The organism is Bacillus xiamenensis (genome assembly GCF_001857925.1).
GTDB lineage: Bacteria > Bacillota > Bacilli > Bacillales > Bacillaceae > Bacillus > Bacillus xiamenensis.
Genome location: NZ_CP017786.1, coordinates 759,697 through 784,952, shown reverse-complemented (window position 1 = coordinate 784,952; position 25,256 = coordinate 759,697). Strand labels below are relative to the sequence as shown.

Here is a 25,256-nt window from a genome sequence, read left to right as displayed (position 1 = left end):
TAAAAGGCCTTTCATTTCGCCCTCGTTTTCATAAGGTGAAACCAATCAAGCGGATGTCAATCTGATTCATCATTTTTTTGAGCAGCGACTAACGTTTGGATGAGCTTGCTTAATTCATCAAACTTTCGTTCAAAGCGTGTCAGTAAGTAAACCGTCAAAATCGCAGGGAAGCCAGCCTGACCGAGCTGCTTCAGCCATTCCTCTGAAAAAAAGTTTTCCATTTGTCTCACCTCCCAGCTCATGCTCGTCTTCTTTATAGGTGGTATGAAAGAAGAAATAGGAAATCAAAGCGGGAGAAAATGAACCATTAGACCCGTTTCATAGAGTTTACTTTTTTTAACTTTTGTCCACTTAATTCAAATAGAGGAAACAAAGGGGAGGATGCAAATGGATTATCGGCTGTTATTGAAAGTAAAATGGAAGGAAATCATTGATCACCCGCTCATTCAGCAATTTTTAAGCAATCCTAATAATCAGCAGCTGCTCAGGCAAGTCATGAAAGAACCAAACGAGGAAAATGCCAAAAAGCTAGATTCCGAGTTCAAGCAGTTCTATCAAAAAATCCGCATCATCAAATATATTTCCACGATGATACGTATCTTTTCAGTCGATTTTGACAAACGGGTGAAAAAGAAGCAGCAGCGTTTTCCGCTCACACTGGATCATCCTGATTATCAAGAAGTGAAAGACTCTGTTCAAACAGATACGTACGAAGCTGTACTCTCCAACCAGCAGGACCTAGGGGAACATCTGCAAGACCCAAGACTGTACAAGGCCTATCAGCAGCTCACAGACAAACAAAAAATGGTGTTGACCCATATTTATGTCGAAGGCCAAACGATGAAGGAAATCGCTGACCGGCTAGGCGAAACAAGACAAAACATCTCAAACATTCACAAAAAAGCACTCAACAAACTAAAAGAAGAAACAGGGGGAGATGTCCGTGAAAGAAGACAAAATCACCAATGGAGAAATGGAAAAACTCATTGAAACCTTTACACCCATGATCAAAAAGAAACTACAAAACACGGCATATCAAGAAAGAGAAGACCTCGAACAAGAACTCTATATCAAACTGATCGAAAGAGTAGACTGGCTGATTTATCAAGAAGTACCTGGTTTTTGGGAATTTATTGTGGATTATCTAACGAAGTTGTAAAAGAGGCTGATGGTGCGAATGTGAGGTGAACATAAAATCCCCGGAGCATTCGCACCTTTTTATTCGACAAAATTGAGAAAAAATGTATATTTTGTAGAGGGGAAAACAAAATTTGAATGAGAATATTGGTGATTTTGACTGTGATGCCCTAAAAAATGTTATCATTAGGGCAGAAATCGCCGTCGCACTCTATGTGAGTGCGTGGATTGAAATAACACAGATGATATTGAAGTCCTTAAAACAGATGCAGTCGCACTCTATGTGAGTGCGTGGATTGAAATATCCATGAATTTATCATTTTTTAATAGCTCTAAGTCGCACTCTATGTGAGTGCGTGGATTGAAATTAAGGGAGAAACAAATAACATCACAACAGGTAAGTCGCACTCTATGTGAGTGCGTGGATTGAAATCTAACATGTGTGGATTTAAATTAGCTAAAACTTTGTCGCACTCTATGTGAGTGCGTGGATTGAAATTCGCATACTATCATGTGTAATTGGAGCAAGGGGTGTCGCACTCTATGTGAGTGCGTGGATTGAAATCCTAATTCCATGAATCGTGACTGGAACCTGCTCATGTCGCACTCTATGTGAGTGCGTGGATTGAAATTCTTGTCAGTAAGACAGCTGGAAAGAAATGTTGACAATTGCGCTTGATTTAGGCTTGAAAAACATGAGTCTTTTTAAATGAATTCTAAGATGATCAAGAGCAATAGTTTCTAATTAAATAGGATTAAAAAATTTGGTGCGAATGTAAGGTGAACATAAAATCCTTGGAACATTCGCACCTGTTTATTCGACAAAATTGAGAAAAAATGTATATTTTGTAGAGGGGAAAACAAAATTTGATTGATAATATTGGTGATTTTGACTGTGATTACCTAAAAAATGTTATAATTAGGGCGAAAATCGCAGTCGCACTCTACATGAGTGCGTGGATTGAAATTCTCCTTTAGTAGAATTAAAGAATGTGTTAATAGTCGCACTCTACATGAGTGCGTGGATTGAAATACCTTGTGTAACGTACAGGTAGTCCATTGGGAATGTCGCACTCTACATGAGTGCGTGGATTGAAATGTATAATATTAAGTCTGACAGGCGTTCCAACGCGTGTCGCACTCTACATGAGTGCGTGGATTGAAATATAGCCATTGTAGCTATGTTCTTGGTATCAAAACAGTCGCACTCTACATGAGTGCGTGGATTGAAATTTGATGATATTGGTGCAGAGTATGTCAAAAGAGAGTCGCACTCTACATGAGTGCGTGGATTGAAATAACAATCAACCGTAAAGTGATATCAGTTAAAGGTCGCACTCTACATGAGTGCGTGGATTGAAATACAATTGATATATCATCTCCTCTTAATACTCCAGTCGCACTCTACATGAGCGCATACATCACAATTTCAAGTGCCTATCCAATTCAACATCTACACAAATGAATAATCAACATAATGTACTCTCCCCTAGATCCAAGCCCTACATAACACAAAAAAAGACTCGCTCACACAGAGCCGAGTCTTAATTTTTTTTGCAGTTTTTCTTCACTGAAAATCCAGCCGGTATAGGAATTTTTGATTTGGTGGTCCATGTCGATATGGCAGATCGCGACAAAAGGATAGTGACCTTTGCTGCGGTAGCGCAAATCAATGAACCGCACCTCATAATGATCCTTGTATTTATCTACTTCCCACCGGTAGACAGGGGAGAAGGAGAGAAAGGCTGAAATGTTTTCATCTTGTTTGGCAATTTTCATAATTTCTGTATCAGGGACAGGCACACGGTTAAATGTGTCTAAAATGACGATCTCTCCATTCATACTGCGTCCAACATGGAAGGAGGATTTACATTTCACGGCAATGCGCCATTGTCTGAACTTCATTGTAGGCGAAATAATAATGTCTTCAATGTCATCAAATCGTGCACGCAGCTGACGTTTAATCTGAAGCTGCATGATCACCCTGACGATATAGTAACAGAAAATCACGGCATACAGCGAGATGAACGTATAGCCGGGATGCCCACCAATTGCCCAAATGACAATGGCGACAAGGTGTGTAAAAAAGATAAACGGATCAAAGGTGTTAATGATCCCAAGGGCTACCCACTTCTTCGAAAATGGACGAATGGCCTGCGTACCGTATGCATTGAAAATATCGACAAACACATGGAGCACGACGGCCAATAGTGTCCATAACCAAAGGTGAAGTAAATTCGCCCCAGGCACAAATGGGTAAAGTACAGCCGGAATCAGCAATGACCAGAACAGTACAGCCGGAATGGAATGAGTAAATCCCCGGTGATTTCTTATATAAACCGCATTATTTTTTAGTTTTAGCACAGTATCAATGTCTGGTGCTTGGGAGCCGGCAATGGTCGCGATCATCACGGCATGTGCCATTTGTGGATCTGCGCTGACGGCTGGATCTAAAAGCGCAAGTCCCCCAAGAGAAATGCCCATTACTACATGAGTACCAGTATCCAATTGATTACCTCCTAGTTGTCATGCTTAGGAACAATCATACAAAGTATACGTCATCATTCAAGACTATGTGCAAAATCACTTTTGCTTTGTCCTGATTTAATGTAACATGTTAACGTATCTACAAACAGTATACAACAAATAAGGTTCTTTTCAGAACGTTAGCCCTTGGTTCAATGAGAAGGAGTATAAATATGAAAGACATTCAAGAAAAGCTGGACCGTAAAGATATTTCGGGCTTTCAGCATGATTTAATTGATTGGTATGAAAAAGAACAACGGACACTTCCATGGCGTGAAAATCAAGATCCATACCGTGTCTGGGTATCAGAAGTGATGCTTCAGCAAACGAGAGTGGATACGGTCATTCCGTACTTCCAGCGGTTTATGGAGCAGTTCCCAACGGTGAAAGATCTTGCTTTAGCTGATGAAGAAAAGGTCATGAAAGCATGGGAAGGTCTTGGCTACTACTCAAGAGTTCGTAATTTACAGGCAGCTGTGAAAGAAGTATATGAATCCTACGGGGGCGTTGTCCCTGATACGAAAGAACAATTTTCAAAGCTGAAAGGTGTAGGCCCGTATACGAGTGGTGCTGTGCTGAGCATCGCCTATAACAAGCCGTATCCTGCGGTAGACGGCAACGTCATGAGGGTCATTTCCCGTATTTTATCCATATGGGATGATATTGCCAAACCAAAAACGAGAAACATGTTCGAATTTGCTGTCGATCAGCTCATTTCCCGGGAAAAGCCGTCACAATTCAACCAAGGGCTCATGGAGCTAGGTGCACTCATCTGTACCCCAACTTCCCCGGCATGCCTCATTTGCCCTGTCAACATGCATTGCTCGGCACTCGAGGAAGGCGTCCAGCATGAGCTGCCAGTGAAAAGTAAAAAGAAAAAGCCAACTGCTAAATCAATGGCAGCAGCAGTGTTATTTGACGACACAGGTCACCTATATATTCATAAGCGGCCAAGTACAGGCCTCCTTGCGAATTTATGGGAATTCCCTAACGTGGAAACAACGAAGGGAAGAAAAACGGAAAAAGAGCAGCTGATTGAGTTCTTAAAAGAGGAGGCAGGTGTACAAGCGGAGCTTGGTGATTTAGAAGGCACCATCCAGCATGTATTTACCCATCTCATCTGGAATATTTCCGTTTTCTTTGGACGTGTGACATCTGTATCAGATGACACTGCGTTAAAAAAAGTCACAATAGAAGAATTTGAGGCATATGCTTTGCCAGTCTCACATCAAAAAATATGGAAGATGGCACTCGAGCAGCCTAGTCGTATTTAACCGTCGTACCATGGGTATAATCGGCTTCATTTCGGTGCAGGCCTCCGCGGCTTTCGATTTCAGAAATGATTTCTCGATACTTCGATTGCCCTTCTTCGTTTAAATAAGGTAAAATTTGTTGGAAAGCATGATGAAAGTAAGCAAGCTCGGTATCTTTCCATTGGTCCTTGGACATCATGCCAAGCTGGCTTAAATCGCGTCCTACATACATGAATGCAACCTCCTAATAGGAATTTTCCTATTAGTGTGAAGCGAATGGACGAAAACTATTCAAATCAGGAGATGAACCATAATGAACAAGCGTAAATGTGCATTAATTACAGGCAGCAGTAGAGGGGTTGGGAAAGAAGTGGCCCTTCGTCTGGCTGAAAAAGGATATGACATTGTCATTAACTACGCGAGAAGCAAAAAAGCAGCAATTGAAACAGCGGAAGAAATTGAAGCGATGGGTGTCAAAACGTTGGTGGTCAAAGCCAATGTCGGACAACCTGAGAAAATCAAAGACATGTTTCAGCAAATCGACGAAACCTTTGGCCGTTTAGATGTATTTGTTAACAATGCGGCTTCTGGTGTTCAGCGCCCCATCATGGACCTTGAAGAAAATCATTGGGACTGGACCATGAATATCAATGCGAAAGCCTTATTGTTCTGCGGACAAGAAGCAGCAAAATTAATGGAGAAAAACGGCGGCGGACATATTGTCAGCATTAGCTCACTAGGCTCTATCCGCTACCTTGAAAATTACACAGTGGTTGGCGTATCTAAGGCAGCACTAGAAGCATTGACACGCTACTTATCCGTTGAGCTGTCACCAAAGAATATCGTCGTGAATGCAGTATCAGGCGGCGCTATCGATACAGATGCATTAAAGCATTTCCCAAACCGTGAAGAGTTATTAGAAGATGCGAAGAAAAATACACCAGCTGGCCGAATGGTGGAGATTAAAGACATGGTCGACAGTGTGGAATTCCTTGTATCAGGCAAGGCAGATATGATTAGAGGACAGACCATTATAGTGGATGGCGGACGTTCTCTGCTTGTTTAAAAAATCATGAATAGGATGTACACCTTCTGCACAAAATAATGTGCGTGGAGGTGATAATGATGGATAAACAACAAAACAAAACAAACGCACAACAAGTGAAAAAACAAAACCAAGCTGCTGCACAAGGTGGTCAATATGGCACTGAATTTGCTAGTGAGACTGACGCACAGCACGTAAAAAAATACAACCAAAAAGCTGAGCAAAACAAACAACAAAACAGCTAATCACTGAAACAGAGGAAAGCACTTCATCTACGAATGAAGTGCTTTTCTTTTTGCCTGTCACCACTATCCGACAAAACCTGTAAAACCTCTACATAAACAGTCAAAGGACTTCTTCATTCTTTCAAGAAATGGTATAGATACAAAAAGTCGATTCGAATGAAAGGGAGGAGTTAGATGTCTAATTTTGACCAGCTTGTCAGGGAACAAATGCAGCTCATGGATCAACTGCTTGATGTACAAGGTGAACTCGATTTGTATGTAGAGACCGAAAAACGAATGTTGCAAGGTGAAAAAAAGGAAGAGCTGCATCGGCTTCATGATCAAATTAAACAGAAACGAGAGGAACTGCGAAAAGTCCAAACATTATTTACAAAGCAGACAGAACAGGTCATCAATTCATATAAACAAATGGAGAAGAGCTCAACCGTGATGTAAGGGGGTGTGCCGTTCAAGTGGGTTGAATGGCTTTTTCATTTCATTTTTTACTTATGTAACGGTATAATATAATAGAGACATGTTTAGTTGGGAAATTAGGTCTTTGGACTGTTAGGTTTGTTTGTTATAGAAAGTAGGGGAGAAAATATGGGCTATCCCAAGGAAGGAGAAACCATCCAAATTCAAAGCTATAAACATAATGGCTTGATCCACAGGATTTGGAATGAAACCACCATTCTGAAAGCAACGGAATTGTGTATCATTGGGGCAAATGACCGCACAATGGTGACTGAATCCGATGGCCGCACATGGATGACGAGAGAACCGGCTATTTGCTATTTTCATGCAAAACAATGGTTTAATGTCATTGGGATGCTTAGAGATGATGGCGTATATTATTACTGCAACATTAGCTCTCCTTTTGCGACAGACGAAGAGGCAATTAAGTATATTGATTACGATTTAGATGTCAAAGTCTTTCCGGACATGACGTATAATATTTTGGATGAGGATGAGTATGCAGATCATAAGAGACAGATGAATTATCCAAAAGAAATCGATAGTATCTTAAGAGAGCATCTAAATACATTACTGCATTGGATTCACCAGCGGAAAGGGCCATTTGCTCCAGAATTTGTAGATATGTGGTATGAACGTTTTTTACGTTATACAAAATAAGCAAGAGCAGCAAAAACCTGTTTGGCTTTTTATGAGCTAACAGGTTTTTGACTGCTTGCGGATAAGAGGCACTGATAGATTGGGAAGGAGATTTACATGGGGGTCATTAAACGCTACATGGCTTTTGTTACACCGTATAAAAAACAGATTGCATTGACAATGGTAATCGGAATGATCAAATTCTCGATTCCCTTAACCTTGCCTCTGCTCTTAAAGTATGTCATTGATGATGTCATTCAAGGTTCTGGATCGGCTGAAGAAAAAACATCCACTCTCTTTATTATTATGGGAATCATGCTTGTATTATTTTTAGTAATGAGACCGCCTGTTGAGTACTACAGACAATACTATGCGCAGTGGACAGGCAGTAAAGTATTATTTGATATTCGGGAAAAACTGTTCTCGCACATTCAAAAGCTAAGCCTTCGTTATTACGCCAACACGAGAACAGGGGAAATTATTTCAAGGGTGATCAACGATGTGGAGCAGACAAAGGAATTTGTCATCACAGGTCTGATGAACATTTGGCTTGATTTGATGACCGTCCTGATTGTGATAGCTATTATGTGTACACTCGATCTCAAGCTCACCATCGTGTCTGTCATTATTTTTCCTCTATATGCGTTAGCTGTGAAGTATTTTTACGGACGACTTCGCAAGTTGACAAAAGAGCGGTCGCAGGCACTGGCTGAGGTGCAAGGACATCTCCATGAGCGAGTTCAAGGAATGCCCGTCATTCGCAGCTTTGCGATTGAGGAGTACGAACAAGAGAATTTTCACGATGAAAATCAAAATTTCTTAAACAAAGCGATCAACCACACGAATTGGAATGCCAAAACATTCGCAGTCGTCAATACCATCACAGACATTGCGCCGCTGCTCATCATTGCATTTGCTGGTTACACTGTGATTAACGGATCGCTTTCAATTGGGACAATGATTGCGTTTGTCGGCTACATTGACCGGATGTACAACCCAATTCGCCGACTCATTAACTCATCAACGACTTTAACCCAGTCAGTGGCGTCAATGGATCGTATTTTTGAGTTTATTGATGAGCCGTATGAGGTAACAGACCGGCCAAATGCAAAAGAAGCCAATCATTTAAAAGGAGAGGTAGAATTTAAAAATGTGTCCTTCCGTTATGAACATACGCAGGAAGAGATTTTACACAATATCTCCTTAAAAGTAGAAAAAGGACAAACCGTTGCGCTTGTAGGCATGAGCGGTGGAGGGAAGTCTACACTCGTCAGCTTAATTCCTAGATTTTATGATGTCACAAGCGGGTCACTTGAAATTGACGGCATTGATATTAAAGAGTACAAAGCAAGAAGCCTTCGAAATCAAGTTGGAATGGTGCTCCAGGATACATTCTTATTCAGTGACACAATTAAAGAAAATATCGCTGTTGGAGACCCGGAAGCATCCTTTGAGAACATTGTGTCGGCTGCCAAAGCGGCGAATGCCCATGAGTTCATCATGTCTCTTCCTGAAGGATATGACACCAAGGTAGGAGAACGGGGCGTGAAGCTGTCAGGCGGTCAAAAACAACGGATTTCAATTGCGAGGGTATTTCTCAAAAATCCACCCCTCCTCATTTTAGACGAAGCGACATCTGCACTTGATTTAGAAAGTGAGCATTATATTCAAGAAGCGATGCAAAAGCTGGCAAAGGACCGCACAACCTTTATTGTCGCGCACCGTTTATCGACGATTACACATGCCGATCAAATTGTGGTCATGGAAAAAGGCGAGATTGTGGAAAAAGGAACACACGAAGAATTAATGAACCGAGACAGCCACTATCGCCATCTATTTACCATTCAAACATTAAATTAGTAGAAGCCTATCCGATTCTAGCGGATAGGCTTTTTTATGCTTGTCAAAAACATGACATATTTCCCAGCTTGTCTCAATACAATTTTAAAAAGTATGACGGGGTGGTGAATATGTGAAAGAACAAGAAGTGTTGCTAGATGTCAAACAGCTGTCCATTGCCTTTCAGCAAAAAAAGCAGAGAGTGCCGATCGTCCATGATATATCTTTCTCTATTCAAAAAGGAGAAACCTTAGGCATTGTTGGTGAATCTGGCTGCGGGAAAAGTATGACTTCGATGTCTTTAATGGGACTGAATCAGCAAACAGAAACAACAGGTGACATACAATTTGAAGGTCAAAACCTGCTGTCACTTTCGGAGAAACAGTGGCGAGAGATCAGAGGAAATGACATTTCGATGATTTTCCAAGAACCTATGACCTCCCTCAATCCTTTAATGACCATCGGCAAGCAAATGACAGAAGCTCTTTTCACACATCAAGCCATCAGCCAAAAAGAAGCAAAAGTGAAGGCGGTAGATTTGCTTCAAACGGTAGGCTTGAAACAAGCAGCATCGTTACTTAAAAAATATCCCCATGAATTATCGGGCGGCATGCGTCAGCGTGTCATGATTGCGATGGCGATGCTATGTCACCCAAAGCTCATGATTGCCGATGAACCGACGACTGCACTTGATGTCACCATCCAAGCACAAATTCTTCGTTTGCTCAAAAAGTTAAACGAAGAGATGGACACCGCTATTTTATTTATTACCCACGATCTAGGTGTCGTGCGGCAAATATGCCAGCGTGTCATGATTATGTATGCCGGTCGAATCGTAGAAGAAGGAACTGTTGACCGTATTTTTCAAAAACCTCTGCATCCCTACACAAAAGGCCTTTTCGCCTCTGTTCCATCATTTAAAGAAAAAAAAGAAAAGCTCATCTCTATTGCGGGTCATGTACCCAAACCCGGTGCCATCCAATCAGGCTGTCAATTTGCACCACGCTGTCCACATCAAATGGCACAATGTCTTGAAAAAGACCCAGCCTTACAATCCATTGAACAGTATCACCGCGTCGCATGTTTTCTAATGGAAGGAGGAGAAGGCACTGAGTCACCCACTCTTGCAAGTGAATCAGCTGACAAAGCGTTATGACACATCGGCATTTTTTTCTAAAGACAAACATACGAAATTGGCTTTAAATCAAGTATCCTTTCATGTGAATGAAGGGGAAACGCTCGGCATTGTTGGTGAATCTGGCTGCGGGAAATCAACGCTTGGCAAAAGCCTAATGAGATTAATTGAACCGACTTCTGGTTCTATTCGAATGAAAGGACAAGAAGTAACCCTTCTGAAAGAACGAGAGATGCGTTCCTTAAGAAAAGACATTCAAATGATCTTTCAAGATCCATACGCTTCCTTAAATCCACGAATGAAAATCAAAGATATTTTAGAAGAACCGCTGATCGTCCATAAACATGGAACGAAAGCAGAAAGGCAAAAGCGGGTAAAAGAGATGCTGCACATTGTGGGCTTTGATCCTTCCTTTGGAGACCGCTATGCACACCAATTCAGCGGCGGACAGAGGCAGAGGATTGGGATTGCTAGAGCGCTGATCACTCATCCAAGCCTTGTGATTGCAGATGAACCAGTTTCTGCTTTAGACGTATCCGTTCAAGCACAGATTTTGAATTTAATGCTTGAATTGCAAAAGACGCTTTCTCTTACGTACTTGTTTATTTCTCACGATCTAGGCGTCGTCAAGTATATGAGCGACCGGATTGCCGTCATGTATGCCGGCCGTATTGTCGAAATAGGTCCTGCGGAAGACGTATTTCACAAGCCGCTTCATCCCTATACTTCGCTGCTTCTCAAATCCATTCCACATATGGACCATGTGCTGGAGACGCAGGATGTGGCAGCGGAAGAATCCACGACGGCGACAAGCGGCGGCTGTCCTTTTTATCAAAGATGTCCAAAAAGGTGGGCGCAATGCCTGCAAGCTGTTCCTCCTTTATATGAGGAGGAAACAGATCACGCAGTTGCGTGCTATTTATATCAAAAGGAGGAACACAATGAAGAAGACATGGTTATTCAGTAGTTTCATTTTTGTGCTGGCACTTGCCCTATTTCTAGGGGGCTGTTCGTCTTCACCAACATCCGAAGAAAAAGCCACAAAAGACACTCTCGTCTTCGGCAGAGGAGGAGACTCCACGTCACTTGATCCAATTACAACAACGGAAGGTGAAACCTTCAAGGTCACAGAGAATATGTTTGAAAAGCTTTTGAATTACGGTGAGAAAGACACGACCATCCATCCAGGCCTCGCAACAGAATGGGATGTGGCCAAGGACGGGAAATCGTACACGTTCTACTTAAGAGAAGGTGTGAAGTTTCACGATGGCACAGACTTTAACGCGGAAGCCGTGAAATTCAACTTTGACCGCTGGATGAATGGTGATGCAGAAAAATTTCCCTACTACGGCATGTTTGGCGGCTATAAAAAGGATAAAGGACACGTTATTAAAGACATCATCGTCAAAGGAGAGCATGAAATAGAATTTCAACTAAAACGTCCGCAGGCAACATTCCTGAAAAACATCGCCATGTCACCATTTGGTATTGCCAGTCCTGCGGCTGTTGAAAAAAGCGGCGATGCATTTCGTGAAAATCCAGTTGGTACAGGACCATTCAAGTTTAAAGAGTGGAAGCAAAATGACCGTATCGTCTTAGAAAAGAACGAAGATTACTGGCAAAAAGATAAACCGAAGCTAAATCAAATCATCTTCCGCTCCATTCCAGAAAATTCAGCTCGCTTAAATGCGCTGAAAACAGGCGAGATCGACTTAATGGATGGTGTCAACCCGTCAGATTTAGATGGCATTAAAACGGATAAAGCACTCCAGCTTATTGAAAGACCATCCATGAACGTAGGCTATATCGGGCTGACAGTGACGAGAAAGCCGCTCGATAATAAGCTGGTTCGTCAGGCGCTCAATTATGCTGTCGATAAAGAGTCAATCATTGAGTCGTTTTATGGCGGACTTGCTGAACCAGCGAAAAATCCACTTCCACCGTCATTAGAAGGCTACAATGACGACATTGAGCCATATCCATATGATCCTGAAAAAGCGAAAGAGCTATTGAAAGAGGCAGGCTTTCCTAACGGTTTTCAAATCAAGCTTTGGGCGATGCCTGTACCTCGTCCATATATGCCAGATGGGATGAAGGTAGCCGAAGTCATTCAGTCAAACTTTGAAAAGGTCGGCGTTAAAGCCGAAATCGTCACATATGACTGGGCGACTTATTTAGATAAAGCAAGTAAAGGAGAAGCCGATGCGTTCTTATTAGGATGGACTGGGGACAATGGCGACCCTGATAACTTCATCTATACACTGTTGGATAAAGACAGTATAGGCGGTAACAACTATACATTCTTCAAAAACGATAAAATGCATGACATTCTCATTGAAGCGCAAACAGATACTGATCAAAAGAAACGAAATGAATTGTATCAAAAAGCCCAAGAGATCATTCATGATGAAGCACCTTGGATTCCATTGGTACATTCAATTCCAATGCTTGCAGCATCTAAAGATGTAAAAGGTTACCAGCCGCACCCAACGGGTTCAGAAGCTTTGACGGACGTATATTTCGAATAAGCACATAAGGGAGATGAGCTATCTCCCTTATTCAAACAATGAAAAAGGCGGTGAAAGCTGTTTGTTTGCTTATTGTATGAAGCGAGCAGGAATGCTCATCCCAGTATTGATCGGAATGACCTTGGTCGTGTTTTCGATCATTCGATTTATACCGGGGAATCCAGCACAGGTCATCTTAGGGCAGCGGGCAACAAAAGAAGCAGTAGAGCAATTGACGATCCAGCTTGGTTTAGATCAGCCGTGGTACGTTCAATATGGTCACTACATCCTGGGTCTTTTAAAAGGTGATTTAGGGACTTCCATTCGAACAGGAGCGGCTATTGCCCAGGAAATGAAGCCTTACTTATTCGCTACATTAGAATTGACATTCTTTGCTATGCTGCTGGCGATTATGGTGGGAGTGAATGCAGGAATCATTAGTGCTTGGTTTAAACATTCTTTCTTTGATTATGTTGCGATGTTTATTGCTCTCATTGGGGTGTCCATGCCGATTTTCTGGTTAGGCTTAATGGGACAGTGGCTGTTCTCAATCGAATTAGGAATTTTGCCGACAACTGGGAGAGAAAACGTTAGAAATCCAGTGGACTCGATCACCTATATTCATACGCTGGACACGCTTTTGCAAGGAAGGTTTGATCAATTCATTGACAGCATCAAGCATTTGATTTTACCAAGTACCGCTCTTGCAACCATTCCGGCTGCGATAATTGCGAGGATTACGAGGGCTAGTATGCTGGAGGTGCTTCATTCCGATTTTATTCGAACGGCAAAAGCAAAAGGGGTACGTTCGTTTTTTATCATTTATCAGCATGGGCTGAAAAATGCGCTCATTCCGATTTTGACTATTATCGGCCTTCAGACAGGTCTCCTGCTGGGTGGGGCCATTTTAACCGAAACCATTTTTGCTTGGCCGGGAATTGGGCGGTATATATACGATGCGATCAGCTATCGTGATTATCCAGTCATTCAAACAGGCATTCTCGTTGTTGCGCTCATATTTGTGTTGATCAATTTCATTGTGGACATCTTGTATGCAGTCATTGATCCAAGAATTAAATACTAGAGAAGGGAGAGTGACAACATGGAAGCACAAAAAGAGCGTCAAGCTCCTATATCAAAAGAAGAACGCTCTCAATCACTGATTCTTGAATCGATGAAGCAATTCTTTCAGCATAAGCTGGCGGTCATTGGCAGTGTGATTGTCTTTTTATTTCTCATTCTAGCGATCTTCGCACCGCTCCTTGCTCCGTATGGAATCAATGAGCAGTCACTTGGTGAACGGTTTAGTGCGCCTTCAGCTGCACACTGGTTTGGTACGGATGATTTCGGCAGAGACATATTTTCAAGAGTTGTGCATGGAGCACGGATCTCATTATGGGTAGGTTTCTTTTCGGTTCTCGGCTCTGTCATTTTAGGCACACTGCTTGGATTGATGGCGGGCTACGGCGGCAGATGGCTGGATGCTGTGATCTCGAGATTATTTGATATTTTACTTGCCTTTCCTAGCATTCTATTAGCAATTGCGATCGTCTCCATCTTAGGCCCATCCTTACAAAATGCGCTTATTGCCATAGCGATTATTAACGTCCCGACCTTTGGGCGGCTGGTTCGTTCAAAGGTGCTGAGTATTAAACAAGAAGAATACGTCCTAGCAGCAAAAGCAGTCGGCATGTCACACCGCCGCATCGTCCTCCGTCACATTCTGCCAAATAGTATGGTGCCGGTGATCGTTCAGGCGACCCTTGCGATCGGAACGGCCATCATCGAAGCGGCAGCTTTGGGCTTTTTAGGATTGGGTGCACAAGCGCCAAGTCCAGAGTGGGGGAAAATGCTCGCAGATGCGAGACCTTATCTCGTGCAAGCACCATGGACTTTATTCTTTCCAGGGGTTGCGATCATGCTGACGGTTCTTGGCTTTAATTTGATGGGAGATGGATTAAGGGACACCCTTGATCCTAAAATGAAGAAAATAAAATAAGACCGATTCTTAGAATCGGTCTCAGCGTGTAGACAAACGCTCGCATTCGGTGTCAGTCCTGCGTGCCGGTGCTCACGAATCTTAAATTCGCTCCGCGCCGGTACTCGTCCTTCTTAGACTGCAAAGGTTTTCATGTCACGCTGAAAAGAAGACAAAGGGCTAAAATAAAGTTCATTTTAGCCCTTTGTCAACAATCTGAGACCGATTTTGGAATCGGTCTTTTCTGTTTATGCTTCTTTTTCTTCAGTTTCGATCTCGCTATCTTTTGGGTGATACGTTTGGAAGCTGGTAATCAACGTATCTAAATGCTCCAATTCATCACGGTATTCAATGATGCTGGACATCACATTCAGCATATTATAATCGAGTAAGTCGCTTTCTTGGTTTTGCTGATGCTGAATAAATGATTTCGTTAATGTTTCAAGACGAAGAGAGCATTCATTTTGAAATTCATCGTCATGTGGCTTCATTTTTCCAACAAACTTCATTAAGGTGCGCTCATGCCAATAGAGTAAATAATCAATCTCATCGGTTAAGCTTTCCCTGAAATGCTCTGGCATCAAATGAATTTCATTTTCTAATTTATGAAGCTTTTTCAGTAAGTACAGAGCTCGATTAGACGTCATAATTGCCTGTCTGAACAAAACCAGCTTTCTTGATTTGACATAGGTGGTTTTCTTTAAATAGCTTCGTTCTTCTTTGTATAACAAGTAAATGTGATCTAATTTGATCATACGTTCTTTTATTTGATCGATGTCATCCTTTAAAATGGAATGATCTGTAGACTGTCTGGAGCTCAGACGGATCCATTTTAAAATCTCCTCCGTATTTTCCATAATGTGATGAACCAGCTTTGTTTCATACTTTGGCGGCAGAAAAATGAGATTCACTAAAAATGAAGAAAGCACGCCTAATACCACAGTAGCAGTTCGAATTAAGGCAAAGGAAAGGAAATGATCCCCTGCACTTTCTAAAATGGCGATGACGGTTACAAGTGCAATCGGAATCGTATGTTCAATCTTCAGCTTTAAATTAATGGCGATGACCATAACGGCGGTTAACCCGATAATAACAGGTCCTGTGCCAAAAAGCAGACCGAACGTAATGGCAAGTGCTGCTCCAATAATATTGGCTTGCACTTGATCAACAATTGTTAAAAATGATCGATAAATAGATGGCTGGATAGCAAATACAGCTGCAATTCCCGCAAAGACGGGCGTCGGCAACCCAAGCCATGTTGCCAGGTAAAGCGCGAGTACAATGGCAATACCAGTTTTTAAAATACGGGCTCCAAGTTTCATTGGTTTTGTCCCTGCATTCCTTTCTTTTTGATAATAGATGACCACTCGTCATATATCATACATATTTTGATGAAACAACTAAGTAATATACAGCGGTCTTCCGAAATATTCAAGTGCTTTTTGAAAGTTCATGAAAACATCAAAAGAAGGTATTGAGAAAAAATGTAACAGATTCGCTCGCTTTTGACAATCAAGAGCTGGTAAATAAAAAAACAGACGCACAAATTCACGTCTGTTTTTCACTCAATTATGATTGTTTCAGCTGTTCAAACGCATAATCAACCGCTTGCAGCGTCTCAGAAATATCTTTTTCAGTGTGTGCGATGGTTAAGAACCAAGCCTCGTATTTAGAAGGGGCAAGATTAATGCCTTGTGCGAGCATCAATTTGAAGAAGCGGGCGAACATCTCGCCATCCGTATTTTCAGCCTGCTCGTAGTTCACAATCGTTTCCTTTGTAAAATAAATCGTGAGAGCACCTTTTAAGCGGTTCACTGTAATATCTACTTGATGTTTTTTCGCATGGGCTAAAATTCCTTCTTCTAACATTGCGCCGAGCTGATCGAGACGCTCGTAGACTCCGTCTTCTTTAAGCACTTCCAAGCATGCAATCCCAGAAAGAATAGAGGCGGGATTTCCCGCCATCGTACCAGCTTGATAGGCTGGCCCAAGGGGAGCGACTTGCTCCATAATTTCTTTTTTGCCGCCATAAGCGCCGATTGGAAGACCGCCGCCAATAATTTTACCTAATGCAGTGAGGTCAGGTTTTACTTGAAGCAAGTCTTGTGCACCGCCATACATAAAGCGGAAAGCGGTAATCACTTCGTCATAGATGACAAGTGCGCCTTTTTCATGAGTCAGGTCATTGACCTGTTGCAAGAAGCCGTCTTTAGGCTCCACGATGCCAAAGTTTCCGACAATGGGCTCAACAAGAACAGCTGCTACTTCATCGCCCCAACGATCTAGTGCTTCTTTATAGCTGTCGATATCGTTAAATGGAACGGTAATGACTTCATTGGCGATGCTTTTAGGAACGCCCGCTGAATCTGGCGTTCCTAAAGTGGAAGGGCCAGAGCCAGCTGCAACTAGCACAAGATCAGAATGACCGTGATAACATCCGGCAAATTTAATGATCTTTGTTCTGCCTGTATAAGCGCGGGCCACACGAATGGTGGTCATTACAGCCTCCGTACCTGAATTGACAAAACGAACTTTATCCAATGCAGGCATTGCTTCTTTCAACATTTTCGCAAAAGTGACTTCATGCTTCGTTGGTGTTCCATAAAGGACACCCGTCTCGGCTGCTTTCGTGATGGCTTTTGTAATATGAGGATGAGCATGTCCCGTAATAATTGGACCGTATGCTGCCAAATAGTCGATATAACGGTTTCCGTCAACATCCCAAAAATAAGCGCCTTCTCCTTTTTCCATTGCAACGGGTGACCCGCCGCCTACTGCCTTATATGAACGAGATGGGCTGTTAACCCCTCCAACAATATGCTCCAGTGCCTCTTGATGTAATTTTTCTGATTCTGTGAATTTCATAAATAGCCTCCTGTCTCAACGTAACACGTCGTCTAACATTATTTTAACATGCCGATGCAAGCGTCCTTAGTTGAATATTCTCTCGAAATTGGATAGGCTAATGAAAAAATAGGTTGGAGGGATTGTGTCATGACAATCGAAGTGGGGCAGCAAGTGCCGGATATTGAATTAACAGGTGATAATGGAGAGAAAGTAAAGCTTTCTGATTTTAGAGGAAAACATATTGTCCTTTATTTTTACCCAAAAGATATGACGCCAGGCTGTACAACCGAGGCCTGTGATTTCCGTGACCGCCATCAGAGCTTTGCGGAATTAGATGCTGTCATCATTGGCGTAAGCCCAGACAGTCAGGACAAGCACCAAAAGTTTAAAGAAAAACATGATTTACCGTTCCTGCTTCTTGTAGATGACGAGCAAAAGTTGTCCGAAGCTTTCGGTGTATGGAAGCTGAAAAAGAACTTCGGCAAAGAATACATGGGAATTGAACGTTCCACATTTCTTATTAATAAAGAAGGAACGCTTGTAAAAGAATGGCGCAAAGTAAAGGTGAAAGATCATGTAGAAGAAGCGCTTGAGGAACTGAAAGCTCACGCTTAATAGGATGATAAGATGAGATCGGCAGATGTGCCGGTCTTTTTTGTAAAGAAGAATAGGTAAAAAAGAGGATTGTAATTGACAAAGTTTCGGCTCTGGGGGTACACTATTTATAAAGATTATAATATAAGAATATTTTTGAAGAGAGGTGCATGATGAAATGGCTGCTCACGAACTAAAAGACGCTTTAGACGCTCTAAAAGAAACTGGTGTTCGAATTACTCCGCAGCGCCATGCCATCTTGGAGTTTCTCGTAAATTCTATGACTCACCCAACCGCGGACGATATATATAAAGCACTTGAAGGGAAATTTCCGAATATGAGTGTAGCAACGGTTTACAACAATTTACGAGTATTCCGGGAATCTGGATTAGTAAAAGAATTAACGTATGGGGACTCCTCAAGCCGATTTGATTTTGCGACATCTGATCATTACCATGCAATTTGTGAAAACTGCGGAAAGATCGTTGACTTTCACTATCCTGGCCTTGATGAAGTAGAACAGCTTGCATCCCATGTGACAGGCTTTAAAGTGAGCCATCATCGCTTGGAGATCTATGGAATCTGTCAAGAATGTGCGAAAAAAGAAAATCATTAATGAAAAAGCTGACCAGTTGAATGGTCAGCTTATTTTTATGACTTTTTTCGATTGTAGGATTCATCAAACTCTTTACCCTCTAACGCCCGGTCCAGTGTAAGGGGCTCTCTGCAATGCATGCACATATCCACTCGTCCAAGCACCTTCGTTTCCTTCTCGCACCCTGGACACACAACTCGTACCGCCTTTGTAGAAAGCATACCGATCCAAAAGTAAACGGCTGTACTTAATCCAATCGATAAGACGCCAAGTAGCATAAAGAAAGTCGACAGCCAGATCGATTCCTTGAAGAACACACCGATATACATGATCAGAAAACCAACAAAAACCAAACTAAGTGCAAATGTTCTGATTTTATTAATCTTACTGGAGTATTTCGCCATCCCTAGTCCCCCTTATCTCCAATATAGCACATTTTACCTTTCTGTTTGAATTAGTTATAGAGTTTTGTGAATAAATTGCTTATAATGATGCAATGATCTTTTTTCATGTATTGAAGGAATTTTGATTCTATGAGGAGAAATACATAGCATTAGAGAAGAACCTTACACCCGAGTATTGGAGGAATCACTATGGAAAATCTTCTCCGTCCTATTTATCAAGAGAGAGCAAGCCACCCGGATACATTAGCTGTGATTATAGTAGAAAGAAGACATAAAGTATCTTCTGAAACAGATAACTTTGATGCCGCACTTTTAGTCATCGTAAAAGAAGCGGAAGAGCCATTATTTATCAAACACTATGAATCCGATCACCAAACAGCTTCTTTAAATGTCGTCACAGACGATCAGCTTAAAGAATGGATTACCCTCGGCACCAATCGCCGAATCATTGATTGGATTTTGAATGGAAAAGTTTTGTTTGATCGAAATGAATATATTTTCAACTTGATTGATGAATTGAGTACATTCCCGTTTTCAAACCGTAAGCTCAAAATTGGTTTGGAATATGGTAAGCTCATTCGCAGATATATAGAAGGAAAAGCATTTTTTGAATCAAATCAATTCCTTGATGCATATAATTCCATTGTGCATGCCCTGCATCATTTGGCACGGATTGAAGTGATTGATAAAGGCTTCCACCCAGAAGTGACCGTTTGGAACCAAGTGCGTCATATGGAGCCTGAAGTATATAAACTTTATTCAGAACTAATTGAAAGCCATGAAAGTCTGCATAAGCGGTTAGAATTGTTATTCTTAGCGAATGATTTTTTAATCCATTCAAAAGCAGAAATTGGAGCCGCTCATTTGCGTCATGTCATGGAGCAGCAAGATATTTGGCTTTTTGGCGAGCTTCTTGCACATCCTGACCTCAAACATTTCACGCCTGACCTTAGCATCATGATTGATTTCTTTGTGGAAAAAGGAATTGTTCAGGTGGAGCCAATTGAGACAAAGGGGCAAAAAATCTATCATCGAGGATATTTTGTGAAAAAAGATATTGACGCATGAATATTATGATGGTATATTATTAAACGTCGCTAACGAGCAACCGAGTTGCTTTGAAAGAAAAGCTGACAAAAAGAAATCCCGAAAAACACTTGACGCACAAGGTGCTCAAATGTTATATTAAGAAAGTCGCTTCCGAGCGATAACGAAAATGATCTTTGAAAACTAAACAAGACAAAACGTACCTGTTAATTCGAGTTTTAATAAAAAAATCCTATGAAACATCATAGGTAGTCAGTCAAACTGACGAGACAGGAAATGATCACATGCTAAGTTCGCTACATCGTGTAGCAACGCATGTGTGATATGCATCCTGCATACCTCGGAGAGTTTGATCCTGGCTCAGGACGAACGCTGGCGGCGTGCCTAATACATGCAAGTCGAGCGGACAGAAGGGAGCTTGCTCCCGGATGTTAGCGGCGGACGGGTGAGTAACACGTGGGTAACCTGCCTGTAAGACTGGGATAACTCCGGGAAACCGGAGCTAATACCGGATAGTTCCTTGAACCGCATGGTTCAAGGATGAAAGACGGTTTCGGCTGTCACTTACAGATGGACCCGCGGCGCATTAGCTAGTTGGTGAGGTAACGGCTCACCAAGGCGACGATGCGTAGCCGACCTGAGAGGGTGATCGGCCACACTGGGACTGAGACACGGCCCAGACTCCTACGGGAGGCAGCAGTAGGGAATCTTCCGCAATGGACGAAAGTCTGACGGAGCAACGCCGCGTGAGTGATGAAGGTTTTCGGATCGTAAAGCTCTGTTGTTAGGGAAGAACAAGTGCAAGAGTAACTGCTTGCACCATGACGGTACCTAACCAGAAAGCCACGGCTAACTACGTGCCAGCAGCCGCGGTAATACGTAGGTGGCAAGCGTTGTCCGGAATTATTGGGCGTAAAGGGCTCGCAGGCGGTTTCTTAAGTCTGATGTGAAAGCCCCCGGCTCAACCGGGGAGGGTCATTGGAAACTGGGAAACTTGAGTGCAGAAGAGGAGAGTGGAATTCCACGTGTAGCGGTGAAATGCGTAGAGATGTGGAGGAACACCAGTGGCGAAGGCGACTCTCTGGTCTGTAACTGACGCTGAGGAGCGAAAGCGTGGGGAGCGAACAGGATTAGATACCCTGGTAGTCCACGCCGTAAACGATGAGTGCTAAGTGTTAGGGGGTTTCCGCCCCTTAGTGCTGCAGCTAACGCATTAAGCACTCCGCCTGGGGAGTACGGTCGCAAGACTGAAACTCAAAGGAATTGACGGGGGCCCGCACAAGCGGTGGAGCATGTGGTTTAATTCGAAGCAACGCGAAGAACCTTACCAGGTCTTGACATCCTCTGACAACCCTAGAGATAGGGCTTTCCCTTCGGGGACAGAGTGACAGGTGGTGCATGGTTGTCGTCAGCTCGTGTCGTGAGATGTTGGGTTAAGTCCCGCAACGAGCGCAACCCTTGATCTTAGTTGCCAGCATTCAGTTGGGCACTCTAAGGTGACTGCCGGTGACAAACCGGAGGAAGGTGGGGATGACGTCAAATCATCATGCCCCTTATGACCTGGGCTACACACGTGCTACAATGGACAGAACAAAGGGCTGCGAGACCGCAAGGTTTAGCCAATCCCACAAATCTGTTCTCAGTTCGGATCGCAGTCTGCAACTCGACTGCGTGAAGCTGGAATCGCTAGTAATCGCGGATCAGCATGCCGCGGTGAATACGTTCCCGGGCCTTGTACACACCGCCCGTCACACCACGAGAGTTTGCAACACCCGAAGTCGGTGAGGTAACCTTTATGGAGCCAGCCGCCGAAGGTGGGGCAGATGATTGGGGTGAAGTCGTAACAAGGTAGCCGTATCGGAAGGTGCGGCTGGATCACCTCCTTTCTAAGGATATATGGAGCAGTGTGCGTTTTGGTCTTGTTTAGTTTTGAAGGATCATTCCTTCAAAACATGTCTCTAGCGAGACAGGATTGTTCTTTGAAAACTAGATAACAATAAGTAATACATTCACATTGAATGCAATGCAAAGTTCATCACACATAGTGATTCTTTCTAGAGTAAGAAATGGTTAAGTTAGAAAGGGCGCACGGTGGATGCCTTGGCACTAGGAGCCGATGAAGGACGGGACGAACACCGATATGCTTCGGGGAGCTGTAAGCAAGCTTTGATCCGGAGATTTCCGAATGGGGAAACCCACTGCTCGTAATGGAGTAGTATCCATACTTGAATACATAGAGTATGAGAAGGCATACCCGGGGAACTGAAACATCTAAGTACCCGGAGGAAGAGAAAGCAAATGCGATTCCCTGAGTAGCGGCGAGCGAAACGGGAACAGCCCAAACCAAGAGGCTTGCCTCTTGGGGTTGTAGGACACTCTATATGGAGTTACAAAGGAATGATATAAGCGAAGAGGTCTGGAAAGGCCCGCCAGAGAAGGTAACAGCCCTGTAACTGAAATGTCATTCTCTCCAGAGTGGATCCTGAGTACGGCGGAACACGTGAAATTCCGTCGGAATCCGGGAGGACCATCTCCCAAGGCTAAATACTCCCTAGTGACCGATAGTGAACCAGTACCGTGAGGGAAAGGTGAAAAGCACCCCGGAAGGGGAGTGAAATAGATCCTGAAACCGTGTGCCTACAAGTAGTCAGAGCCCGTTAACGGGTGATGGCGTGCCTTTTGTAGAATGAACCGGCGAGTTACGATCCCGTGCAAGGTTAAGCAGAAGATGCGGAGCCGCAGCGAAAGCGAGTCTGAATAGGGCGCATGAGTACGTGGTCGTAGACCCGAAACCAGGTGATCTACCCATGTCCAGGGTGAAGTTCAGGTAACACTGAATGGAGGCCCGAACCCACGCACGTTGAAAAGTGCGGGGATGAGGTGTGGGTAGGGGTGAAATGCCAATCGAACCTGGAGATAGCTGGTTCTCTCCGAAATAGCTTTAGGGCTAGCCTCAAGGTAAGAGTCTCGGAGGTAGAGCACTGATTGGACTAGGGGCCCCTACCGGGTTACCGAATTCAGTCAAACTCCGAATGCCGATGACTTATCCTTGGGAGTCAGACTGCGAGTGATAAGATCCGTAGTCGAAAGGGAAACAGCCCAGACCGCCAGCTAAGGTCCCAAAGTATACGTTAAGTGGAAAAGGATGTGGAGTTGCTTAGACAACCAGGATGTTGGCTTAGAAGCAGCCACCATTTAAAGAGTGCGTAATAGCTCACTGGTCGAGTGACTCTGCGCCGAAAATGTACCGGGGCTAAACGTATCACCGAAGCTGCGGACTGTTCTTACGAACAGTGGTAGGAGAGCGTTCTAAGGGCTGTGAAGCCAGACCGGAAGGACTGGTGGAGCGCTTAGAAGTGAGAATGCCGGTATGAGTAGCGAAAGACGGGTGAGAATCCCGTCCACCGAATGCCTAAGGTTTCCTGAGGAAGGCTCGTCCGCTCAGGGTTAGTCGGGACCTAAGCCGAGGCCGAAAGGCGTAGGCGATGGACAACAGGTTGATATTCCTGTACCACCTCCTCACCATTTGAGCAATGGGGGGACGCAGGAGGATAGGGTAAGCGCGGTAATGGATATCCGCGTCCAAGCAGTTAGGCTGGGAAATAGGCAAATCCGTTTCCCGTGAAGGCTGAGCTGTGATGGCGAGCGAAATATAGTAGCGAAGTTCCTGATTCCACACTGCCAAGAAAAGCCTCTAGCGAGGTGAGAGGTGCCCGTACCGCAAACCGACACAGGTAGGCGAGGAGAGAATCCTAAGGTGATCGAGAGAACTCTCGTTAAGGAACTCGGCAAAATGACCCCGTAACTTCGGGAGAAGGGGTGCTTCTTAGGGTGTTAAAGCCCCGAGAAGCCGCAGTGAATAGGCCCAGGCGACTGTTTAGCAAAAACACAGGTCTCTGCGAAGCCGTAAGGCGAAGTATAGGGGCTGACGCCTGCCCGGTGCTGGAAGGTTAAGAGGAGCGCTTAGCGTAAGCGAAGGTGCGAATTGAAGCCCCAGTAAACGGCGGCCGTAACTATAACGGTCCTAAGGTAGCGAAATTCCTTGTCGGGTAAGTTCCGACCCGCACGAAAGGCGCAACGATCTGGGCACTGTCTCAACGAGAGACTCGGTGAAATTATAGTACCTGTGAAGATGCAGGTTACCCGCGACAGGACGGAAAGACCCCGTGGAGCTTTACTGCAGCCTGATATTGAATGTTGGTACAGCTTGTACAGGATAGGTAGGAGCCTTGGAAACCGGAGCGCTAGCTTCGGTGGAGGCATCGGTGGGATACTACCCTGGCTGTATTGACCTTCTAACCCGCTGCCCTTATCGGGCAGGGAGACAGTGTCAGGTGGGCAGTTTGACTGGGGCGGTCGCCTCCTAAAATGTAACGGAGGCGCCCAAAGGTTCCCTCAGAATGGTTGGAAATCATTCGCAGAGTGTAAAGGCACAAGGGAGCTTGACTGCGAGACCTACAAGTCGAGCAGGGACGAAAGTCGGGCTTAGTGATCCGGTGGTTCCGCATGGAAGGGCCATCGCTCAACGGATAAAAGCTACCCCGGGGATAACAGGCTTATCTCCCCCAAGAGTCCACATCGACGGGGAGGTTTGGCACCTCGATGTCGGCTCATCGCATCCTGGGGCTGTAGTCGGTCCCAAGGGTTGGGCTGTTCGCCCATTAAAGCGGTACGCGAGCTGGGTTCAGAACGTCGTGAGACAGTTCGGTCCCTATCCGTCGCGGGCGCAGGAAATTTGAGAGGAGCTGTCCTTAGTACGAGAGGACCGGGATGGACGCACCGCTGGTGTACCAGTTGTTCTGCCAAGGGCATCGCTGGGTAGCTATGTGCGGACGGGATAAGTGCTGAAAGCATCTAAGCATGAAGCCCCCCTCAAGATGAGATTTCCCATTCCGCAAGGAAGTAAGATCCCTGAAAGATGATCAGGTTGATAGGTCTGAGGTGGAAGCGTGGTGACACGTGGAGCTGACAGATACTAATAGATCGAGGACTTAACCTATATTTAATGTGAA

Annotated in this window: 21 protein-coding genes, 2 rRNA genes, 1 pseudogene and 2 CRISPR repeat arrays; of the genes and pseudogenes, 18 read left to right on the top strand and 6 right to left on the bottom strand. The window is 43.9% G+C overall.

What is annotated here, in order from left to right; all coding sequences use genetic code 11:
- Positions 1–56 precede the first annotated feature (56 nt).
- Positions 57–221, bottom strand: a complete 165-nt coding sequence (locus tag BK049_RS18725; protein WP_008360622.1) for a YvrJ family protein — start codon at positions 219–221, stop codon at positions 57–59.
- A 166-nt stretch (positions 222–387) separates the two neighbouring features.
- Here BK049_RS18725 and BK049_RS03970 point away from each other — a divergent pair, with 166 nt between their 5' ends.
- Both BK049_RS03970 and rsoA read left to right on the top strand, forming a co-directional pair.
- A complete protein-coding gene (locus BK049_RS03970) occupies positions 388–990 on the top strand; it encodes a sigma-70 family RNA polymerase sigma factor (RefSeq protein WP_008360624.1) in 603 nt (200 codons plus the stop codon).
- On the top strand, positions 938–1,159 hold the full coding sequence (rsoA, locus tag BK049_RS03965; RefSeq protein ID WP_071167876.1) for a sigma-O factor regulator RsoA: 222 nt from the start codon (positions 938–940) through the stop codon (positions 1,157–1,159). The genes BK049_RS03970 and rsoA overlap by 53 nt, the downstream gene beginning before the upstream one ends.
- 181 nt (positions 1,160–1,340) lie before the next feature.
- A CRISPR array of direct repeats spans positions 1,341–1,769; the repeat unit is 32 nt.
- A gap of 303 nt (positions 1,770–2,072) precedes the next feature.
- Positions 2,073–2,500: direct repeats of the CRISPR family, unit length 32 nt; unit sequence GTCGCACTCTACATGAGTGCGTGGATTGAAAT.
- A gap of 164 nt (positions 2,501–2,664) precedes the next feature.
- Here rsoA and BK049_RS03960 read toward each other — a convergent pair.
- Positions 2,665–3,645 (bottom strand): metal-dependent hydrolase, encoded by a 981-nt coding sequence (locus tag BK049_RS03960; RefSeq protein ID WP_008361067.1) that lies wholly within the window; start codon positions 3,643–3,645, stop codon positions 2,665–2,667.
- A gap of 191 nt (positions 3,646–3,836) precedes the next feature.
- Here BK049_RS03960 and mutY point away from each other — a divergent pair, with 191 nt between their 5' ends.
- The gene (gene mutY / locus BK049_RS03955; RefSeq protein WP_071167875.1) at positions 3,837–4,937 is read left to right on the top strand and encodes an A/G-specific adenine glycosylase; all 1,101 of its coding nucleotides are present in this window, start codon (positions 3,837–3,839) and stop codon (positions 4,935–4,937) included.
- Here mutY and BK049_RS03950 read toward each other — a convergent pair.
- On the bottom strand, positions 4,924–5,148 hold the full coding sequence (locus tag BK049_RS03950) for a hypothetical protein (protein ID WP_008361064.1): 225 nt from the start codon (positions 5,146–5,148) through the stop codon (positions 4,924–4,926). The two genes, mutY and BK049_RS03950, sit on opposite strands and share 14 nt — an antisense overlap.
- An 81-nt stretch (positions 5,149–5,229) precedes the next feature.
- On the opposite strand from BK049_RS03950, the gene fabL reads away from it, so the two are divergent.
- The 10 genes and pseudogenes from fabL to BK049_RS03900 all read left to right on the top strand — a co-directional run bounded on the left by fabL (position 5,230) and on the right by BK049_RS03900 (position 14,778).
- A complete protein-coding gene (gene fabL, locus BK049_RS03945) occupies positions 5,230–5,982 on the top strand; it encodes an enoyl-[acyl-carrier-protein] reductase FabL (protein WP_071167874.1) in 753 nt (250 codons plus the stop codon).
- Between the two features lie 74 nt (positions 5,983–6,056).
- Positions 6,057–6,206, top strand: a pseudogene (locus tag BK049_RS03940) (gamma-type small acid-soluble spore protein); the annotation flags it as partial.
- A gap of 174 nt (positions 6,207–6,380) precedes the next feature.
- The gene (locus tag BK049_RS03935) at positions 6,381–6,641 is read left to right on the top strand and encodes a YgaB family protein (RefSeq protein WP_071167873.1); all 261 of its coding nucleotides are present in this window, start codon (positions 6,381–6,383) and stop codon (positions 6,639–6,641) included.
- A gap of 147 nt (positions 6,642–6,788) precedes the next feature.
- Positions 6,789–7,319, top strand: coding sequence for a nucleoside tri-diphosphate phosphatase (gene ntdP / locus BK049_RS03930; RefSeq protein WP_008341956.1), 531 nt, complete (start codon positions 6,789–6,791; stop codon positions 7,317–7,319).
- Between the two features lie 96 nt (positions 7,320–7,415).
- Positions 7,416–9,158 (top strand): ABC transporter ATP-binding protein, encoded by a 1,743-nt coding sequence (locus BK049_RS03925; RefSeq protein WP_008361055.1) that lies wholly within the window; start codon positions 7,416–7,418, stop codon positions 9,156–9,158.
- Positions 9,159–9,270: 112 nt separating this feature from the next.
- Complete coding sequence (locus tag BK049_RS03920) at positions 9,271–10,293, top strand: ABC transporter ATP-binding protein (protein WP_071167872.1); 1,023 nt, start codon at positions 9,271–9,273, stop codon at positions 10,291–10,293.
- Positions 10,262–11,239 (top strand): ABC transporter ATP-binding protein, encoded by a 978-nt coding sequence (locus BK049_RS03915; RefSeq protein ID WP_071167871.1) that lies wholly within the window; start codon positions 10,262–10,264, stop codon positions 11,237–11,239. Before BK049_RS03920 ends, BK049_RS03915 begins: the two co-directional genes overlap by 32 nt.
- The gene (locus BK049_RS03910; RefSeq protein WP_008361051.1) at positions 11,214–12,800 is read left to right on the top strand and encodes an ABC transporter substrate-binding protein; all 1,587 of its coding nucleotides are present in this window, start codon (positions 11,214–11,216) and stop codon (positions 12,798–12,800) included. Before BK049_RS03915 ends, BK049_RS03910 begins: the two co-directional genes overlap by 26 nt.
- Positions 12,801–12,861: 61 nt before the next feature.
- Positions 12,862–13,863: an ABC transporter permease gene (locus tag BK049_RS03905; protein ID WP_008361050.1), complete on the top strand. Its 1,002-nt coding sequence runs from the start codon at positions 12,862–12,864 to the stop codon at positions 13,861–13,863.
- 18 nt (positions 13,864–13,881) lie between these two features.
- Entirely contained in the window at positions 13,882–14,778 is an 897-nt protein-coding gene (locus BK049_RS03900; RefSeq protein WP_008361049.1) for an ABC transporter permease, read from the top strand.
- A 227-nt stretch (positions 14,779–15,005) separates the two neighbouring features.
- Here the strand turns inward: BK049_RS03900 and BK049_RS03895 are convergent, their stop codons facing one another.
- Positions 15,006–16,079, bottom strand: a complete 1,074-nt coding sequence (locus tag BK049_RS03895; RefSeq protein ID WP_071169180.1) for an FUSC family protein — start codon at positions 16,077–16,079, stop codon at positions 15,006–15,008.
- Between the two features lie 247 nt (positions 16,080–16,326).
- A complete protein-coding gene (locus BK049_RS03890) occupies positions 16,327–17,622 on the bottom strand; it encodes a glutamate-1-semialdehyde 2,1-aminomutase (RefSeq protein WP_008361047.1) in 1,296 nt (431 codons plus the stop codon).
- Between the two features lie 129 nt (positions 17,623–17,751).
- Here BK049_RS03890 and bcp point away from each other — a divergent pair, with 129 nt between their 5' ends.
- Both bcp and perR read left to right on the top strand, forming a co-directional pair.
- Complete coding sequence (gene bcp, locus BK049_RS03885; RefSeq protein WP_008361045.1) at positions 17,752–18,219, top strand: thioredoxin-dependent thiol peroxidase; 468 nt, start codon at positions 17,752–17,754, stop codon at positions 18,217–18,219.
- Between the two features lie 157 nt (positions 18,220–18,376).
- Positions 18,377–18,814 carry a peroxide-responsive transcriptional repressor PerR gene (perR, locus tag BK049_RS03880; RefSeq protein ID WP_008361043.1) on the top strand — a complete coding sequence of 146 codons (438 nt, stop codon included), beginning with the start codon at positions 18,377–18,379 and terminating at the stop codon, positions 18,812–18,814.
- Between the two features lie 35 nt (positions 18,815–18,849).
- On the opposite strand, the gene BK049_RS03875 is transcribed toward perR, so the two are convergent.
- The gene (locus BK049_RS03875) at positions 18,850–19,197 is read right to left on the bottom strand and encodes a YgzB family protein (protein ID WP_008361040.1); all 348 of its coding nucleotides are present in this window, start codon (positions 19,195–19,197) and stop codon (positions 18,850–18,852) included.
- Positions 19,198–19,386: 189 nt separating this feature from the next.
- Between BK049_RS03875 and BK049_RS03870 the strand changes: the two genes are divergently transcribed.
- The 3 genes from BK049_RS03870 (at position 19,387) to BK049_RS03860 (ending at position 25,243) form a co-directional block, all read left to right on the top strand.
- Complete coding sequence (locus BK049_RS03870; protein WP_008361039.1) at positions 19,387–20,265, top strand: nucleotidyltransferase-like protein; 879 nt, start codon at positions 19,387–19,389, stop codon at positions 20,263–20,265.
- A 316-nt stretch (positions 20,266–20,581) separates the two neighbouring features.
- Positions 20,582–22,130 (top strand): 16S ribosomal RNA (locus BK049_RS03865).
- A gap of 182 nt (positions 22,131–22,312) precedes the next feature.
- Positions 22,313–25,243 (top strand): 23S ribosomal RNA (locus BK049_RS03860).
- The 16S and 23S rRNA genes sit together here, the layout of an rRNA operon.
- The last annotated feature ends 13 nt before the right edge of the window (positions 25,244–25,256 follow it).

Excerpts from the sequence above, each read along its gene's own strand:
- BK049_RS18725 (WP_008360622.1), bottom strand. The coding sequence starts at position 221 with ATGGAAAACTTTTTTTCAGAGGAATGGCTGAAGCAGCTCGGTCAGGCT.
- BK049_RS03970 (WP_008360624.1), top strand. The coding sequence starts at position 388 with ATGGATTATCGGCTGTTATTGAAAGTAAAATGGAAGGAAATCATTGAT.
- rsoA (WP_071167876.1), top strand. The coding sequence starts at position 938 with ATGTCCGTGAAAGAAGACAAAATCACCAATGGAGAAATGGAAAAACTC.
- mutY (WP_071167875.1), top strand. The coding sequence starts at position 3,837 with ATGAAAGACATTCAAGAAAAGCTGGACCGTAAAGATATTTCGGGCTTT.
- BK049_RS03950 (WP_008361064.1), bottom strand. The coding sequence starts at position 5,148 with ATGTATGTAGGACGCGATTTAAGCCAGCTTGGCATGATGTCCAAGGAC.
- fabL (WP_071167874.1), top strand. The coding sequence starts at position 5,230 with ATGAACAAGCGTAAATGTGCATTAATTACAGGCAGCAGTAGAGGGGTT.
- BK049_RS03935 (WP_071167873.1), top strand. The coding sequence starts at position 6,381 with ATGTCTAATTTTGACCAGCTTGTCAGGGAACAAATGCAGCTCATGGAT.
- ntdP (WP_008341956.1), top strand. The coding sequence starts at position 6,789 with ATGGGCTATCCCAAGGAAGGAGAAACCATCCAAATTCAAAGCTATAAA.
- BK049_RS03925 (WP_008361055.1), top strand. The coding sequence starts at position 7,416 with ATGGGGGTCATTAAACGCTACATGGCTTTTGTTACACCGTATAAAAAA.
- BK049_RS03910 (WP_008361051.1), top strand. The coding sequence starts at position 11,214 with ATGAAGAAGACATGGTTATTCAGTAGTTTCATTTTTGTGCTGGCACTT.
- BK049_RS03900 (WP_008361049.1), top strand. The coding sequence starts at position 13,882 with ATGGAAGCACAAAAAGAGCGTCAAGCTCCTATATCAAAAGAAGAACGC.
- BK049_RS03895 (WP_071169180.1), bottom strand. The coding sequence starts at position 16,079 with ATGAAACTTGGAGCCCGTATTTTAAAAACTGGTATTGCCATTGTACTC.
- BK049_RS03890 (WP_008361047.1), bottom strand. The coding sequence starts at position 17,622 with ATGAAATTCACAGAATCAGAAAAATTACATCAAGAGGCACTGGAGCAT.
- bcp (WP_008361045.1), top strand. The coding sequence starts at position 17,752 with ATGACAATCGAAGTGGGGCAGCAAGTGCCGGATATTGAATTAACAGGT.
- perR (WP_008361043.1), top strand. The coding sequence starts at position 18,377 with ATGGCTGCTCACGAACTAAAAGACGCTTTAGACGCTCTAAAAGAAACT.
- BK049_RS03875 (WP_008361040.1), bottom strand. The coding sequence starts at position 19,197 with ATGGCGAAATACTCCAGTAAGATTAATAAAATCAGAACATTTGCACTT.
- BK049_RS03870 (WP_008361039.1), top strand. The coding sequence starts at position 19,387 with ATGGAAAATCTTCTCCGTCCTATTTATCAAGAGAGAGCAAGCCACCCG.